This window comes from Calidifontibacter indicus, from assembly GCF_003386865.1.
Lineage (GTDB): Bacteria > Actinomycetota > Actinomycetes > Actinomycetales > Dermatophilaceae > Yimella > Yimella indica.
Genome location: NZ_QTUA01000001.1, coordinates 827,065 through 843,035, shown reverse-complemented (window position 1 = coordinate 843,035; position 15,971 = coordinate 827,065). Strand labels below are relative to the sequence as shown.

Genomic DNA, 15,971 nt, shown 5'->3' with positions numbered 1-15,971 from the left:
CGGCCGTGGCGCACCGCCGATTCCGAGATCGCGTGCGCCACAGCCGAGGTCATCAGTCGAGGATGCCCTCGAAGAGGATCGTGGACAGGTAACGCTCGCCGAAGCTCGGGATGACAACGACGATGGTCTTGCCCTTGTTCTCCGGGCGGGCGGCGACCTGCGCGGCCGCGGCGAGCGCCGCACCGGAGGAGATGCCGACGAGCAGGCCTTCCTGGGTGGCGGCCTTGCGAGCCCACTCCACCGAGGTGGCGGCGTTGATGTCGATGACCTCGTCGTAGACCTCGCGGTCGAGGATCTCGGGCACGAAGTTGGCGCCGAGGCCCTGGATCTTGTGCGGGCCCGGGTTGCCGCCGTTCAGGATCGGCGACTCCTCCGGCTCGACGGCGATGATCTGCACATCGGGCTTGCGCTCCTTGAGCACCTGGCCGACACCGGTGATGGTGCCGCCGGTGCCGATGCCAGACACGAGGATGTCGACCTTGCCGTCGGTGTCGCGCCAGATCTCCTCGGCGGTCGTCCGACGGTGCACGGCCGGGTTGGCCTCGTTGGCGAACTGCCGGGCGAGCACGCCGCCGCGCTCTTCGGCGATCTCGTTGGCGCGGTTGACCGCACCCTTCATGCCCTCTGCGCCCGGCGTCAGCACCAGCTCGGCGCCGAAGGCCTTGAGCAGCGCCTTGCGCTCGGCCGACATGGTCTCGGGCATGGCGAGCACGACCTTGTAGCCCTTCGCGGCACCGACCATCGCCAGCGCGATGCCGGTGTTGCCCGAGGTGGCCTCGACGATGGTGCCGCCCGGCTTGAGCTCATCCGACTTCTCGGCGGCCTCGATGATCGCGGCACCGATGCGGTCCTTCACCGAGGCGCCCGGGTTGCCGTACTCCAGCTTCGCGGCGACCGTCACCTCCGGCTCGTCGATGATGCGGTTGATCTTGACCAGCGGAGTGTTACCGATGGCTTCGGTGACGTCGTTCAGGATGGGCACGCTTCTCGCCTTCGTTCGGGGAGCCCCCGCGGGCTCCGGGCATGTCTCGAGCCATAACGCCAGCAGCGTTATGAATATTCCAACCTCAGGTTATACGTCCTGGGACAGCCGTTCCAGATCGGGACGGTCCATGAGACGGGTGCCTCGCCACATCGCACCGCCGGACGGGTAGAACTAGTGACAGCAAGAAACACGTCCACCTCGTTACTCACGAGTAACCCGTCGTTAGGATGACTGCATGTCTCCGCTGCAGATCGTCGCCGCCGTCATCACCCTCGGCATCACGCTCGTCGGCGTTGTCATGGCGGCCCGCGCCGTCCCCCAGATCACGTCCGGCTTCCGGCTCGGCCGAGAGGACAAATCGCGGGGCGACGCCAAGGGCACGCGCCTGGTGACGATGCTGCGCGAGATCTTCGGACACACCCGCATGTCGCGGCTGCCGATCGTGGCGATCGCGCACTGGGTCACGATGATCTCGTTCATCATGCTGTCGCTGGCGGTGTTGCAGTCGTACTTCCAGGTCTGGGACCCCACCTTCGCGCTGCCGATCATCGGCCACTTCTTCCTGTGGGGCTGGGTCAACGAGATCCTCGGCTGGACCGGCATCGTCGGCATCCTGTGGCTCATCTGGAACCGCCGCAAGAACCACCCGGGGCGTTCGGCCGGCAAGGACGGCCGCAAGTCGCGCTTCTTCGGGTCGACCTTCTGGCAGGCCTACTTCGTCGAGCTCGTCATCGCGATCGAGATCTTCTGCGTCGTCACGCTGCGCGGCCTGGAGTACGCGCTGGACAAGACCGGTGACGGCGAGCACGCCGACCTGCTGCACTTCCCGCTGACCGCGTGGTTCGGCGAGTGGTTCACGAACATGGGCCGCGAGGGCATCAAGCAGTTCATCGTCGTGATCTCGGTGATCAAGATCGTCACCGCGATGGTTTGGCTGATCACCATCTGCCGCAACATCACGATGGGTGTCGCCTGGCACCGCTTCCTGGCGTTCTTCAACATCTTCTTCAAGCGAAACGCCGATGGCCGCACCGCACTCGGCGAGCTGCAGCCGATGAAGGTCGACGGCAAGCCGGTCACCCTGGAGTCGCTGGAGGAGATGGACGAGGACACCACCTTCGGTGTCGGCAAGGTCGAGGACTTCACCTGGAAGGGCCTGCTCGACTTCTCCACCTGCACCGAGTGCGGACGCTGCCAGAGCCAGTGCCCCGCCTGGAACACCGAGAAGCCCCTGTCGCCGAAGTTGCTGATGATGACACTGCGCGACAACGCCGCTGCGCGTGCGCCGTTCCTCACCGCCTTGGACGCCTCCGCCAAGGCCGGCGACGACGCCGTCTACCAGCAGGCGCCGAACGTCTTCGAGGCCGCGCTCATCGGCGACACCGGTTACGACATCGACAACCCCCTCACCGCGTACAACCCGCACGGGCCCGACGCCGTCATCGACCAGGACGTGCTGTGGAGCTGCACCACCTGCGGTGCGTGCGTCGAGCAGTGCCCGGTCGACATCGAGCACGTCGACCACATCGTCGACATGCGCCGCTACCAGACGCTCATCGAGTCGGCCTTCCCCAGCGAGCTGGGCGGTCTGTTCAAGAACCTCGAGAACAAGGGCAACCCGTGGGGCATGGCCGCCCGCGCCCGCCTCGACTGGGCCAAGGACCTCCCGTTCGAGGTGAAGGTCTTCGGCCAGGACGTCGAGTCGCTGTCCGAGGTCGACTACCTGTTCTGGGTCGGCTGCGCCGGCGCCTACGAGGACCGCGCCAAGAAGACCACCCGCGCGGTGGCCGAACTGCTCGACCTCGCCGGCGTCGACTTCGCGGTGCTCGGTGACGGCGAGACCTGCACCGGCGACTCCGCCCGCCGGGCCGGCAACGAGATGCTGTTCCAGGCCCTCGCCCAGCAGAACGTCGAGACCCTCAACGAGGCCGGTGCGAGCAAGATCATCGTCACCTGCGCCCACTGCTTCAACACCCTGAAGAACGAGTACCCGCAGGTCGGCGGCAACTACGAGGTGCTGCACCACACCCAGCTGCTCAACCGCCTCGTGCGCGAGAAGAAGCTGACCCCGGTGACCCGCCCGGGCGACACCCCGTCGTCGGTCGGCGCCGCGTCGACCGGCCGCTCGGTCACCTATCACGACCCGTGCTACCTGGGGCGCCACAACAACGTCTACGCCCCGCCGCGCGAGCTGATCGGTGCGCTGCCCGGGGTGGAGTACCGCGAGATGGAGCGCAGCGGCATGACGTCGTTCTGCTGCGGCGCCGGCGGTGCACGGATGTGGATGGAGGAGAAGCTGGGTTCGCGGATCAACCTCAACCGCACCCAGGAGGCCATCGCCACCGGCGCCGACCGCATCGCGATCGGCTGCCCGTTCTGCCGCGTGATGCTCACCGACGGCCTGACCGCCGAGCAGTCGGACGGTCGCGCCCGCGACGACGTCGAGGTGGTCGACGTGGCGAACATGCTGCTGGCCGCGGTGAAGACTCAGTAGCCCGCGAGCGGACACTCGCGCTGCAACTCGCGCGCTGACGACGGCGAAGGCCCCGGAATTCCGGGGCCTTCGTTGTGTCTCTTCGTCGACTTGCAGCGCGGGTGTCCGCCCGCTTCTTCCCACAGCCCCACCGCCGCGGGACGGTGGCGCACAGCTCGCTGCGAGGCGACGGTGGCGGCGGCGCGCCGTCCGTAGTTTGCCGGCATGGACGATGCAGACCAGATCAGAGGGGCGGCCGCTCGGGTCGCCGGTGTGGCGCGCGATCTGCGCAGCTACGCCCGGCGCACGTCGTCGGCCCAGGGTGTCGACTGGCGCGGCGACGCCGCGGCGCAGTACCGCAAGAGGTTGTCCGACAACGGATCACGCCTCTACGCACTGGCCCGTGACACCGACTCGCTGGCGGCTGCGCTGCGTGCTTACGCCCGCACCGTCGAGCGGCGGCAACGGGCGGCCGGTTCGGCCGCCGGAGGTATTGCCGACGCCGTGGTGGGAGCTGCGGGCAGCATCGGCCGCACCGTGATCAACGCTGCGGAGGAGCTGCGATGAGCGAGCCCAAACGCACCGGCGGTTCGCGCTCGACGGAGGCCGACCTCACCGACATGCGTTCTACCGCAACGGTGCTCGACCGGCTCGGCGACGACATCCGACGTGGCGCCGGGCAGATCACCACGGCGCTGTTCCACCTGCCCGCGAGCGCCGTGCCGTTCGCGCCGCTCCAGGCGTCGGGCATCGCCGGTGACGAGGCGTGGCTGCTGCATCGCCCGGGCGGGTTGTTCGCCACCGCCTTCGACGCCGAGTACTCCGCCCGCTCCCTGCGCGCCGCCGCGAGTGCATATGCCACGACCGACGCCACGATCGCGCTGTCGCTGCGGCTGATCAAGGTGCAGACGGCCCCGTTCCACCTGGCGTTCTTCCTTGCCCGGTCGACGGTCGAGGCCGGCGGGCAGGCGTTGCGCAGCACCCCGCCGTCCGTCCTCGACATGCACGTCCCCTCGTTGTACGCCGGCAAGGTCACCGTCGCGTGGGCCGCCGCGTTCGGCGGCACCGTCACCCGCACCATGGCGCACGACCCGGAGGTCACCGAGGCCGCGCTCCTGACGGCACAGGCGCTGTTCTGGCGGATCGACCCGACCACCCCGCCCACGCTCGAGGCGCAGGCCGCGTCGATCGTGTGGAAGGCCAGGGTGATTCGGCTGATGCGCGACTCCCGGCCACTGACCGTCACCCCGGTGCCCTCGCGGGCACCGTCCGCTGCTCCCCCGCGCGCGGCGTCCGACATCTTGCACAGCATCGACTCCAGCGAGTCGTCGCGCGCCAACGCCGACAACACCGCTTCCCGCATCCGGGTGCGCCGGGTCGTCGATGCGACTGGCCGGGGCTCCTGGATCGTCGAAGTGCCGGGCACCCAGGACTGGTCGCCGAAGAGTCCGGCGCAGCCGAGCGATGCGACCGCCAACCTGGCCGCGATCGCCGGGCTGCCGAGCTCCCTCTACCCGGCGATCGAGCGGGCACTGCGGATGTCGATGCGCAAGCACGGGGTGACCCCGGGCAGCGAGCCGGTGCTGCTGGCCGGGCACAGCCAGGGCGGCATCGTGGCCACCCGGATGGCGCAGGACCCGAAGTTCCGGCGCACCTTCAACGTCACCCACGTGGTCACCGCCGGCTCCCCCGTGTCGCGGATCGCGCTGCCGTCCGCAGTCACGTCGCTCGATCTGGCCCACCGCGCCGACCCCGTCCCTCGGCTCGACACGCAAGGCCCGCCCGACGCGATGAACCGCGTCGGCATCACCGGCGACCCGCGGCCCCGCGACGGCGACGACAGCAACCCGATCGCGGTGCACGAGGCCGGGCGATACGCCCAGTCGGCCCACGACTGGGCGCCGGCGAGCAGTAGCGACACCGACGTCCGAGCGTTCTACGACAGCCCGTTCTTCACCGGCACCTCCGGCAGCATCGAGGACTACCACCTGCAACGCCCGCCCGCCTGACCCGCGTCAGCCCCACCCGCAAACGCTGCGCTCACCGGCAGCTGCGGTTGCAACAGCAGCGTCTGCCAGGAGGTGCGGCGTCTGCGGAGGGAGCGGGCGGGCAGATGTACCCATGGCCGAGTCCGTCGATCCGAGCGAGCATGCTTCGCCGTGAAGCTCATTCCCATCGGCACGCTCGTAGCCGTGCTCAGCGTGCTGATCGGCACCCGCTACTTCATCCGGATCGCCACCCGTCGCGGCTGGGGCCAGTTCGTGCGCGACGACGGTCCGACCACCCATCACACCAAGAAGGGCACGCCGCAGATGGGCGGCATCGTCATCATCGGCGGCACCCTGCTCGGCTACGCCCTCGCCCACCTCGTCACTTGGGCGCCGCCGACCGCGTCCGGATTGTTGGTGCTGTTCCTGATGGTCGGCATCGGGTTCGTCGGGTTCCTCGACGACTGGACCAAGATCACCCACGAACGCTCGCTCGGCCTCACCTCACGCCAGAAGCTCGTCGGTCAGACGGTGGTCGCCGTCGTCTTCGCGGTGCTCGCGACCCGGTTCGACCGCGACGGGGTGGCACCGGCGAGCTTTCGTGTCTCGTTCGTGCGCGACACCTGGGTCGACCTCGCGGTCGGCGGGACGGTGCTCGGCGTGGTGCTGTTCGTCGCGTGGGCCAACGTGATGATCGCCGGCGCCAGCAACGGCGTGAACCTCACCGACGGGCTCGACGGGCAGGCGGCCGGAGCCTGCGCCATGGTGTTCGGGTCGTACGTGCTCATCGGGGTCTGGCAGTTCAACCAGAACTGCCAGTTCGTCGGATCGAGCAAGTGCTACACCGTGCGTGACCCGCTCGACCTCGCCCTGGTGGCAGCGTGCGTCATGGGTGCCTGCTTCGGCTTCCTGTGGTGGAACGCCTCCCCGGCGCGAATCTTCATGGGAGACACCGGTTCTCTCGGGCTGGGGGGCGGCACTGGCGGGGCTGGCGATCACCACCCGGACGGAGCTGCTGATGATCGTGCTCGGTGGACTCTTCGTGTTCGAGACGATGTCGGTCATCCTGCAGGTGAGTTACTTCAAGGCCACCAAGCGCAGCAACGGCGGGGTCGGCAAGCGGCTGTTCCGGATCACCCCGATCCACCACCACTTCGAGATGCTCGGCTGGCCCCAGATCACCGTGACGATCCGGTTCTGGATCATCTGCGGGGTGTGCGTGGCCGCCGGGCTCGGGTTTTTCTACGCCGAGTGGGTCGTCGGCGCCTGACCCGCCGGACGGGGTGGCTCGGGGGTCAGGTCGCGACGCCCTCGAACTGCGAGGCGTACAGGTCGGCGTACACACCGCCGGCGGCGAGCAGCGACTCGTGGTTGCCCTGCTCGACGATGCGCCCCTGGTCCATCACCAGGATCACGTCGGCGTCGCGGATCGTCGACAGCCGGTGGGCGATGACGAAGCTCGTGCGGTGCGCCCGCAGCGCGGCCATCGCGTGCTGCACGAGCACCTCGGTGCGGGTGTCGACCGAGGAGGTCGCCTCGTCGAGGATCAACAGCGCCGGATCGGCCACGAACGCGCGGGCGATCGTGATGAGCTGACGTTCGCCGACCGACACGTTGGTGCCGTCCTCGTCGACGATCGTGTCGTAGCCGTCGGGCAACGAGTGCACGAACCGGTCGACGAAGGTCGCCTGCGCCGCCTCCAGCACGTCTTCGTCGGACGCGTCCGGGTTGCCGTAGGCGATGTTGTCGCCGATCGTGCCGTGGAACAGCCAGGTGTCCTGCAGCACCATCCCGATCCGCGACCGCAGCTGCGATCGCGGCACATCGCGAATGTCCGTGCCGTCCAGCGTGATCCGTCCGGTGCGCACGTCGTAGAACCGCATGATGAGGTTGACCAGCGTGGTTTTGCCGGCGCCGGTCGGGCCGACGATCGCGACGGTCTGGCCGGGTTCGACCGAGAGGTTGAGGTCTTCGATCAGCGGCTGCGCGCCGGGCTCGGCGGAGTAGGAGAACGAGACGTCCTCGAAGGTGACCCGGCCGCGCGCCGGCGGCAGCGAGCCGGCCGCGTCGGCCGGCTCCTCGGGCGCATCGAGCACCTCGAACACCCGCTCGGCCGAAGCGACACCCGACTGCAGCAGGTTGACCATCGAGGCGAGTTGGGTGATCGGTTGGGTGAACTGCCGCGAGTACTGGATGAACGCGGTGACCTGCCCCAGCGACATCCCGCCGTTCGCCACCTGCAGTCCGCCGAGCACACAGACGATGACGTACTGCAGGTTGCCGACGAACATCATGATCGGCATCACCAGGCCGCTGATGAACTGCGCCTTCCAGCTGACCCCGGTGAGTTCGTCGTTCTTCGCAGCGAACGCGGCCTGCACCTGCGGGCCGCGGCCGAACACCTTGACCAGTTCGTGGGCCGAGTAGGTCTCCTCGATCTGAGCGTTGAGCGCTCCGGTGTGCTGCCACTGCTGCACGAACAGACCCTGCGACTTCTTCATCACCCGCGCGGTCACCAGCATCACGACCGGCACCGCGAGCACCGCCACGATCGTCAGCCACCACGAGATCGAGATCATCATGACGACGACGCCGATGACGGTCAGCCCGTTGAACAGCAGCTGGCTGATCGTCTGTTGCATCGACTGGCCGACGTTGTCGATGTCGTTGGTGACGCGCGACAGCATCTCGCCACGCGGTTGCCCGTCGAGGTAGGCCAGCGGCAGCCGGTTGACCTTCGCCTCGACCTCGTCGCGCAACCGCTGGACGGTGCGCTGCACCACCTTGGCGAGCAGGAACCCCTGCACCAGTTGGGCGAGCGCGGCGCACAGGTAGAGACCGGTGACGATTGCGAGGATGCGTCCGACCTCACCGAAGGCGATCGGACGCTGCCCGACGACCCCCGCGTAGATCTCGTCGACCGCGGTGCCGAGCACCCGCGGGGCGATCACCGACAGCAGGACGGCCGCGATGGTCAGCACGAGCACCACGGTCAGGGTGGCGCGGAAGGGCCGCAGGCGTCCGAGCAACCGCTTGCCCGAACCCTTGAAGTCCATCGTCTTCTCGCCCATGCCGACACCCATGCCGGGCCCGCCGCCGCGGCGCATCGGTCGACGCGCGGTCTGGTTCGTCTTTTCGCTCATGCCGCGTCCTCGATTCGCTGCGAGGCACAGATCTCTTGGTACTCAGCGCAATCGCGCAGCAACTCGTCGTGCGTGCCGAGCCCGACGACCCTGCCGTCCTCGAGCACCACGATCTGGTCGGCGTCGCGGATGGTGGAGACCCGCTGCGCGACGAGGAAGACCGTGCTGTCACGGGTGTAGGGCTCCAGCGCGGTGCGCAGGGCGCGGTCGGTGCGCAGGTCGAGCGCGGAGAAACTGTCGTCGAACAGGTAGACCGTGGCCCGGCTGACCAGTGCGCGGGCGATGCACAACCGCTGGCGTTGGCCGCCGGAGAAGTTGGTGCCGCCCTGGCTCACCGGGGCGTCGAAGCCGCCTTCGAGGTCGCGCACGAAACCATCGGCCTGCGCGATGCGCAGCGCCTGCCACAACACCTCGTCCGATGCCTCCGGGTCGTCGTAGCGCAGGTTGCTGGCCACCGTGCCGGTGAACAGGTAGGACTTCTGCGGCACGATGCCGATGCGTCCCCACAGCAGATGCGGGTCGAGTTCGCGCACATCGACGCCGTCGACCAGCACCTCCCCCGCCGTCGCGTCGAACAACCGCGCGATGAGCGACAGCAGCGTCGTCTTGCCCGAACCGGTGGCGCCGATGATCGCGACCGTCTGTCCGGGCTCGGCGTGCAGCGTGACGTCCTGCAACACCGGCACGTCGGCGCCGGGGTAGGACATCGCGACCGAGCGCAGGTCGACGACCCCGCGGACGTGGTCGGGGGTGCGCGGGGCGGACGGCGGCACGACCGACGGTTCGGTGTCGAGCACCTCGGCGATGCGCTCGGCCGATACCGACGCACGCGGAATGATCATGAACATGAAGGTCGCCATCATGACCGACATGAGGATCTGGATCAGGTAGGTCATGTACGCGGTGAGCGCGCCGATCTCCAGTGTGCCGTCGCCGACCTGGTGACCGCCGAACCACCAGACCGCGGTGGTCGACAGGTTCATCACCAGGAACACGATCGGGAACAGCGCGGCCATCAGTCGTCCGGTGCGGATCAGCAACGTGCTGAGGTCGGCGTTGGCGGCGGTGAACCGCTGCTGCTCGAACGGCTCCCGGGTGAAGGCGCGGATCACGCGGACGCCCGAGAGGTGCTCGCGCAGGATGCGGTTGACGCCGTCGAGTTTGGTCTGGACGGCGCGGAAGCCGGGCACCAGTTGCCGGATGATCAGCCCGATGCTGACGCCCAGCGCGATCACCGCGACCACGATCAGCCACGACATCGACACCGATTCGCGCAACGCCATGACGACGCCGCCGACCATCATGATCGGCGCCGACACCATGAGGGCGGCACCCATCAGCACCACCATCTGCACCTGCTGCACGTCGTTGGTGGTGCGGGTGATCAGTGTCGGTGCGCCGAAGCTGTTGATCTCCCGGGAGGAGAACTCCCCGACCCGCGCGAACAGGTCGCCGCGCGCGTCGCGTCCGTAGAACATCGCGAGTCGCGCGGCCACGTACGCGGCCGTGATGGCGGCGACCACCTGCACCAGCGACACCGCCAGCATCCAGCCGCCGGTCGACCAGATGTAGCCGGTGTCGCCGCGGGTGACGCCCTTGTCGATGATGTCGGCGTTGAGCGAGGGCAGATACAGCGACGCCGCAACGCTGATGATCTGCAGGACGAGGATCGCGACGGTCAGCTGCGGGTAACGCTGCAGATGTCGCTTGACGAGGCGGGAGAGCACCCGCCTACCTTCTCAGGACAGGCCGGATTCCTGCAGAAAGTTTTTCGCGACCTGCGTCGCGTCCTTCTTGTCGACGACGACCTGCTTCACCATTTCGGCCAGCTTGTCGGTGGTCAGCTTGGCCGAGACGGCGTTGAGGGTGACCTGCAGTTGTGGCGTCGCCGCCTGCCGGGCCACCAACGGCACGACCTGGTCTGACCCGAACAACTTCTTGTCGTCCTGCAGCGCGACGAAGTCGTTGGCCTTGATCGACGGGTCGGTGGTGAAGATGTTGGCCGCCTGCGCCTGGTTGTTCTTCAGCGCGTCGACGATCGCGGCGGTGGCACCGAGCGGCCGGAAGCTCTTCGGGGTGAGGTTGTAGGTGCTCTTCAACCCCAGCAGACCTTGGTCACGGCCGGCGAACTCCGGCGGCGCGGCGATGACGATCTCGTTGGCGTGCTTGGCCAGGTCGGAGACGGTCTTCAGACCCCACTTGTTCGCGGTGGCGCGGGTGACCACCATCGCGTTGGAGTCTTCGGCGGCCGAGGGCTGCAACGCGATCTGACTGCACGGAATCGTCGTCAGCAACGCCGCGTAGACCTCGCCCGGGTCTTTCTCCTTGGCTTCCTTGTCGAGGAAGGTCAGCAACGACCCGGTGTACTCGGGCACCACCTGCACCGAGCCGTCGCCGAGCGCCTTCAGGTAGGCCTCGCGGGCGCCGATCGGGTCGGTGGTCGTCGCGTTGATGCCCTTGGCGCGCAACGCTCCCGCGTAGATCTCGGCGAGCAGCCCCGACTCGGGGAAGTTGGCCGAACCGATCTTGACCGCACCCGCCTTCGGCTTGTCGGTCTTGCAGTCGCCGCCGCCCGACCCGGAGTCGAGCGCGTTGCCCGACAGCCCGCAACCGGTGAGCGAGACGGTGAGGGCAAGGGCGGCCGCCAGGGCGGCACGCCGGCTGGGTCGGCGATTGTGCGGACGGTTGGAGGGGCGGTTCATCGGACACTCCCGGTGGCTTCGATGGCCTTGGTCTGCGAACGGACGGAACGGCGGACGGTGCGGCCGGTCAGGCCGGGTGAGACGACGAATCGCTGGACGAGGCCGAACAACAGGTCGATGACGAGCGCGAGCAGCGCGACCAGCACGGAGCCGCCGACCATGATGTCGTAGCGGCTCTGCGCGAGCCCGTCGATGAGGTAGCGGCCGAGGCCGCCGAGCGAGACGGACGCGGCGATGGTGGCGGTCGCGATCACCTGCAGGGTGGCGCTGCGCAGGCCGGAGAAGATCAGCGGCAGCGCGTTGGGCAACTCCACGCGTCCGAAGACCTGGCCGCCGGTCATGCCCATGCCCTTCGCGGCGTCGCGGGCGGCCGGGTCGACCTCGGAGACCCCCGCGTAGGCACCGGCCAGGATCGGCGGGATCGCGAGGATCACCAGCACCACGATCGACGGCGCGATGTAGGCACCGAGGTCGCTGCTGAACCGCGAGCCGGCCCACATCGACGCGACGAACAGCAGACCGAGCGAGGGCACGGCGCGGGCGGCATTGGCAGCCGTGACCAACCAGCGGCCGCGACCGCTGTGCGCGATCCAGGTGCCCAGCGGGATGCCGATCGCCGCCGCGATGAGCACGGTGACGAAGCTGTAGATCAGGTGTTCTTCCAAGCGCATCGGGATGCCGTTCGGGCCGCTCCAGTTGGCGCCGTCGGTGAGCCACTGCCAGACCTTCTCCAGGATCATCCCGACACCGCCTTTCGCCATGGGGTGAGCATTCGGGCGACGAGCTGGATCACCGCGTCGAAGGCCAACGCCAGCAACAGACAGCCGATGATGCCGACCGCGATCTCGGTGCCGTACTGCCGCTGGTAACCGTCGGTGAGGTAGTAGCCGAGCTGCGAGACACCGATCAGCGACGCGACGCTGACGATGCTCACGTTGCTCACGGCAGCGACCCGCAGGCCCGACGCGATCACCGGCACCGCGAGCGGCAGATCGACCTCGAGGAGACGTTTGAAGCGGGTCATGCCCATGGCCGTCGCCGCCTGGGTGACCGGGGTCGGCACCGCGTCGAGCGCGTCGGCGACCGTGCGCACCAGCAGCGCGACCGTGTAGACCGCCATCGCCGCGATGACGTTCCAGGGCGACAGGATGCGGGTGCCGAGGATGATCGGCATCACGATGAACAGCGCCAGCGACGGGATCGTGTAGAGCAGGCCGGAGCCCGCGACCATCACGCCACGCCAGCGCGGACGGCTGTGCGCGAGCCACCCGAGCGGCAGCGCGAGCGCGAGACCGATGAGCAGCGGGATGCCGGACAGCAGCGTGTGCTGCCAGGCCCGCTGGAGGATGTCGGACCAGTGGTCGGCGACGTAGTTCACGGCCCGGCCTCACCGGCCGGGGCGGTTGAACCGGAAGCGCCGGCCGAGCTCGCAGCGCCCTCGGGCGCGACGTCGTGGGGATCGACCTCGACCCGGTCGACCTCCTCGATCGCGCGCAGCACCTCGTGGGCGCGGACGGTGCCGACCAGACGTCCGTCGTCGTCGACGATCACGCCGCGTCGCGACGGTGACGACAGCGCCGCGTCGAGGCTGGTGCGCAACGGCCCGCCGGCGCGGGCGACGGTGCCGCCCCGGTGCAGCATCGAGGGCTCGATCGGGGCGTCGATGCGCTGCGGCTCGACCCAGCCCTGTGGTCGGTCGCCGTCGACCACCAACAACCAGCGGTCGGTGGTGGCCGCACGCGCGTCGTCGACACCGGCGCCGAGCGGCACGGTCGGCTCGGTGTGCACCGCGAAACGCGGCGACTGCTGGAAGCTGAGCGCGCGGTAGCCGCGGTCGCGTCCGACGAAGTCTGCGACGAAGTCGTCGATCGGGTGGGCGAGCAGATACTCGGGAGTGGCGAGCTGGGCGAGCTTGCCACCGACGCGCATCACCGCGACCTGGTCGCCGAGCTTCATCGCCTCGTCGATGTCGTGGGTGACGAACACGATGGTCTTGCCGAGTTCGTGCTGCAGCTTGAGGAACTCGTCTTGGAGTTGGTCGCGCACCAGCGGGTCGACCGCGCTGAACGGTTCGTCCATGAGCATCACCGGCGGGTCGGCGGCGAGCGCCCGCGCTACCCCGACGCGCTGCTGCTGACCACCGGACAGCTGTGAGGGATAGCGGTCGGCGAATTCGCCTGGCAGACCGACGAGTTCGAGCACTTCACGGCTGCGCTTGGCGATGCGCTGCTTGTCCCAGCCGAGCAGCCGCGGCACGGTGCCGACGTTGTCGAGCACCTTCTGGTGCGGGAAGAGACCGCCGTGCTGGATGACGTAGCCGATGCCGCGCCTCAGCTCGGGGGCCGCTACCGAGGTGACGTCCTTGCCGTCGATGGTGATCGTGCCCGAGGTGGGCTCGATCATCCGGTTGATCATGCGCAACGTGGTGGTCTTGCCACAGCCCGACGGGCCGACCAGGCAGGTGATCTGCCCGGTGGGTGCCTCGAGGTCGAGGTGGTCCACCGCGACATTCCCGCCGTACGACTTGACGACCTGCTCGAACCGGATCATTTCTCCAACATAGTCAAAGCCACGGTCAGCCGGTGGTCTCTGCGTCGAATCCCACCCTTAGGGCAGGTAGTGCTCGAGGAACGCGGCGACCTGCCGTTGCCAGATCGCCGACCGGAAACCCAGGGAGTGCCAGCCGGGGACGCTGAGGAAACCGGCCGTTCCACCCGCCGCCCGGATGCGGCGCACCAGGTCGGCGGACGCGTCCTGCCGGGTGACCGTGTCGGCCTTGCCGTGGACGATGAGGGTGGGAAGGCCCAGGAAGCGTGACTCGCCGTAGCCGTCCGCCAACCAGGGCGCGAGCCCGACGAGTGCGGCCAGCGGCTGGGTGCCGGCGAGTTCGAAGGCGGTGCGCCCGCCCATCGAATGGCCCACGACCGCGATCGGCAGCCCCGGATACAGCTGGCGCAATCGCATCAGCGCCCACTCCGCGTCGGCCACCGGCGAGCGGATCGGTTCGTTCCACCCGCCGACCGCGTTGAGCAGTCGCACGAACGCCAGATCCGGTTGGCGCTCGGCCAGCTTCTCGGTCATCACCCGCATGACCACCGCGGACGGGTCCCAGCGGCGCAGCGGGCGGACGTCGTCGACCTCGCCGCCGTGCAGCATCAGCACGACCCCGCGCGGCTCGTCAGGCGTCTGCGGCAGCACCAGCACCGGCCGCGCCTTGCCGTGACCCGGGCCCTTCTCAACCGGGCTCACCCTCTGCTCACCCTCGGCTCACGAGGTCTTCACGAGCGTCTGCTTCAGACCTGGGTGCGGTGGAAGTTCTTGTACGACCGGCTCGCCGTCGGCCCGCGCTGCCCCTGGTAGTGCGAGCCGTACTTCTCACTGCCGTAAGGGTTTTCGGCCGGGCTCGACAGCTGGAAGAAGCACAGCTGGCCGATCTTCATCCCCGGCCACAGCTTGATCGGGAGGGTGGCGACGTTCGACAGCTCCAAGGTGACGTGGCCACTGAAGCCCGGGTCGACGAACCCGGCGGTCGCGTGGGTCAGCAACCCCAGCCGTCCGAGGCTCGACTTGCCCTCCACGCGCGCGGCGACGTCGTCGGGCAGCGTGATCGTCTCGAAGGTGGAGCCGAGCACGAACTCGCCCGGGTGCAGCACGAACGCCTCGTCGGAGTCGACCTCGACCAGGCGGGTGAGTTCGTCCTGTTCCTCGCTGGGGTCGATGTAGGGGTACTTGTGGTTGTCGAACAGCCGGAAGAACTTGTCGAGCCGGATGTCGACGCTCGACGGCTGGACCATGCCCTCGTCCCACGGGTCGAGGACGACGCGGCCGGCGTCGATCTGGGCCAGGATGTCGCGGTCGGAGAGCAGCACGGGGCCAACCTACCGATGATTGTGTGAGTGTTGCCGCGTCGGCCGGAATTTCGGCGACGAAGGAGCGACGAGCCGAACGCCGAAGGAGGCTCCAAACGAATTCAAAACCGCCGGTGGTGGCAACCACCGGACCACAGCGAAAGGCTCACGGAGCCGGGACGGCTCGGTCGCCGGGCAGGAACGGAGTGACTGCCCGGCGACCGAACGCCGAAGGAGGCTCCAAACGAATTCAAAACCGCCGGTGGTGGCAACCACCGGACCACAGCAAAAGGCTCACGGAGCCGGGACGGCTCGGTCGCCGGGCAGGAACGGAGTGACTGCCCGGCGACCGAACGCCGAAGGAGGCTCCAGAAAAAGAGCGAGTGACGAGAATCGAACTCGCGTATTCAGCTTGGGAAGCTGATGTTCTACCATTGAACTACACTCGCGTGACTTGCTCGCAGCAGTGTAACCGCCCGCAATTCGGGCGGAAAGATCACCCCTTGACCGCTGTTTCGTCGGTGTAGTCGGTTTCCCATTTCAGCCACTTCGTGGTCAGTGCGTCCTCGAGGTCGATGCCGGCTCGCCGGGCGAACACCAGCATCATCCCGAACGCGTCGGCCCATTCCGCCGCGAGCGCCTGCTGCTTCTCGTGGGTGTCGAGACCGCGGTCGCGCCCCTGCCCGGATGCCGTCAACCAGGCCTGCGCGAGTTCGCCGACCTCCTCGGTCAGCTTCAACAACACCCACTCGGGGGTGCGCTCGACGCCGTAGACCCGGCCGTAGCCGGCCGAGATGTGCTCGATCCGGTCGGCCCACTCGTTGAGTTCCAT

13 protein-coding genes, 1 tRNA gene and 1 pseudogene are annotated in these 15,971 nt (G+C 68.4%); 4 read left to right on the top strand and 11 right to left on the bottom strand.

Going from position 1 to position 15,971, the window contains the following annotated elements; translation table 11 throughout:
- Nucleotides 1-52: 52 nt before the first annotated feature.
- Nucleotides 53-982 carry a cysteine synthase A gene (cysK, locus tag DFJ65_RS03980; protein ID WP_115921913.1) on the bottom strand — a complete coding sequence of 310 codons (930 nt, stop codon included), beginning with the start codon at nt 980-982 and terminating at the stop codon, nt 53-55.
- A 238-nt stretch (nt 983-1,220) separates the two neighbouring features.
- Between cysK and DFJ65_RS03975 the strand changes: the two genes are divergently transcribed.
- The 4 genes and pseudogenes from DFJ65_RS03975 to mraY all read left to right on the top strand — a co-directional run bounded on the left by DFJ65_RS03975 (nt 1,221) and on the right by mraY (nt 6,716).
- Nucleotides 1,221-3,479: a (Fe-S)-binding protein gene (locus DFJ65_RS03975; RefSeq protein WP_115921912.1), complete on the top strand. Its 2,259-nt coding sequence runs from the start codon at nt 1,221-1,223 to the stop codon at nt 3,477-3,479.
- A gap of 204 nt (nt 3,480-3,683) precedes the next feature.
- The gene (locus tag DFJ65_RS03970) at nt 3,684-4,025 is read left to right on the top strand and encodes a hypothetical protein (RefSeq protein WP_115921911.1); all 342 of its coding nucleotides are present in this window, start codon (nt 3,684-3,686) and stop codon (nt 4,023-4,025) included.
- The gene (locus tag DFJ65_RS03965; protein ID WP_115921910.1) at nt 4,022-5,467 is read left to right on the top strand and encodes a PGAP1-like alpha/beta domain-containing protein; all 1,446 of its coding nucleotides are present in this window, start codon (nt 4,022-4,024) and stop codon (nt 5,465-5,467) included. The genes DFJ65_RS03970 and DFJ65_RS03965 overlap by 4 nt, the downstream gene beginning before the upstream one ends.
- Before the next feature lie 150 nt (nt 5,468-5,617).
- Nucleotides 5,618-6,716 (top strand): annotated as a pseudogene (gene mraY / locus DFJ65_RS03960) (phospho-N-acetylmuramoyl-pentapeptide-transferase).
- A 25-nt stretch (nt 6,717-6,741) separates the two neighbouring features.
- Here the strand turns inward: mraY and DFJ65_RS03955 are convergent.
- The 10 genes from DFJ65_RS03955 to DFJ65_RS03910 all read right to left on the bottom strand — a co-directional run bounded on the left by DFJ65_RS03955 (nt 6,742) and on the right by DFJ65_RS03910 (nt 15,971).
- Nucleotides 6,742-8,589, bottom strand: coding sequence for an ABC transporter ATP-binding protein (locus tag DFJ65_RS03955; protein ID WP_115921909.1), 1,848 nt, complete (start codon nt 8,587-8,589; stop codon nt 6,742-6,744).
- The gene (locus DFJ65_RS03950; protein ID WP_115921908.1) at nt 8,586-10,316 is read right to left on the bottom strand and encodes an ABC transporter ATP-binding protein; all 1,731 of its coding nucleotides are present in this window, start codon (nt 10,314-10,316) and stop codon (nt 8,586-8,588) included. Before DFJ65_RS03950 ends, DFJ65_RS03955 begins: the two co-directional genes overlap by 4 nt.
- A gap of 12 nt (nt 10,317-10,328) precedes the next feature.
- The gene (locus tag DFJ65_RS03945) at nt 10,329-11,291 is read right to left on the bottom strand and encodes an ABC transporter substrate-binding protein (protein ID WP_115921907.1); all 963 of its coding nucleotides are present in this window, start codon (nt 11,289-11,291) and stop codon (nt 10,329-10,331) included.
- The gene (locus DFJ65_RS03940; RefSeq protein ID WP_115921906.1) at nt 11,288-12,052 is read right to left on the bottom strand and encodes an ABC transporter permease; all 765 of its coding nucleotides are present in this window, start codon (nt 12,050-12,052) and stop codon (nt 11,288-11,290) included. The genes DFJ65_RS03945 and DFJ65_RS03940 overlap by 4 nt, the downstream gene beginning before the upstream one ends.
- Nucleotides 12,028-12,669, bottom strand: coding sequence for an ABC transporter permease (locus tag DFJ65_RS03935; protein ID WP_115921905.1), 642 nt, complete (start codon nt 12,667-12,669; stop codon nt 12,028-12,030). Before DFJ65_RS03935 ends, DFJ65_RS03940 begins: the two co-directional genes overlap by 25 nt.
- Complete coding sequence (locus tag DFJ65_RS03930; RefSeq protein WP_115921904.1) at nt 12,666-13,841, bottom strand: ABC transporter ATP-binding protein; 1,176 nt, start codon at nt 13,839-13,841, stop codon at nt 12,666-12,668. Before DFJ65_RS03930 ends, DFJ65_RS03935 begins: the two co-directional genes overlap by 4 nt.
- 57 nt (nt 13,842-13,898) lie before the next feature.
- Complete coding sequence (locus DFJ65_RS03925; protein WP_115921903.1) at nt 13,899-14,540, bottom strand: serine aminopeptidase domain-containing protein; 642 nt, start codon at nt 14,538-14,540, stop codon at nt 13,899-13,901.
- A gap of 44 nt (nt 14,541-14,584) precedes the next feature.
- The gene (gene dcd, locus DFJ65_RS03920) at nt 14,585-15,160 is read right to left on the bottom strand and encodes a dCTP deaminase (protein WP_115921902.1); all 576 of its coding nucleotides are present in this window, start codon (nt 15,158-15,160) and stop codon (nt 14,585-14,587) included.
- 357 nt (nt 15,161-15,517) lie between these two features.
- A tRNA-Gly gene (locus DFJ65_RS03915) sits at nt 15,518-15,588 on the bottom strand.
- Nucleotides 15,589-15,635: 47 nt separating this feature from the next.
- Nucleotides 15,636-15,971: a MazG nucleotide pyrophosphohydrolase domain-containing protein gene (locus tag DFJ65_RS03910; RefSeq protein ID WP_115921901.1), complete on the bottom strand. Its 336-nt coding sequence runs from the start codon at nt 15,969-15,971 to the stop codon at nt 15,636-15,638.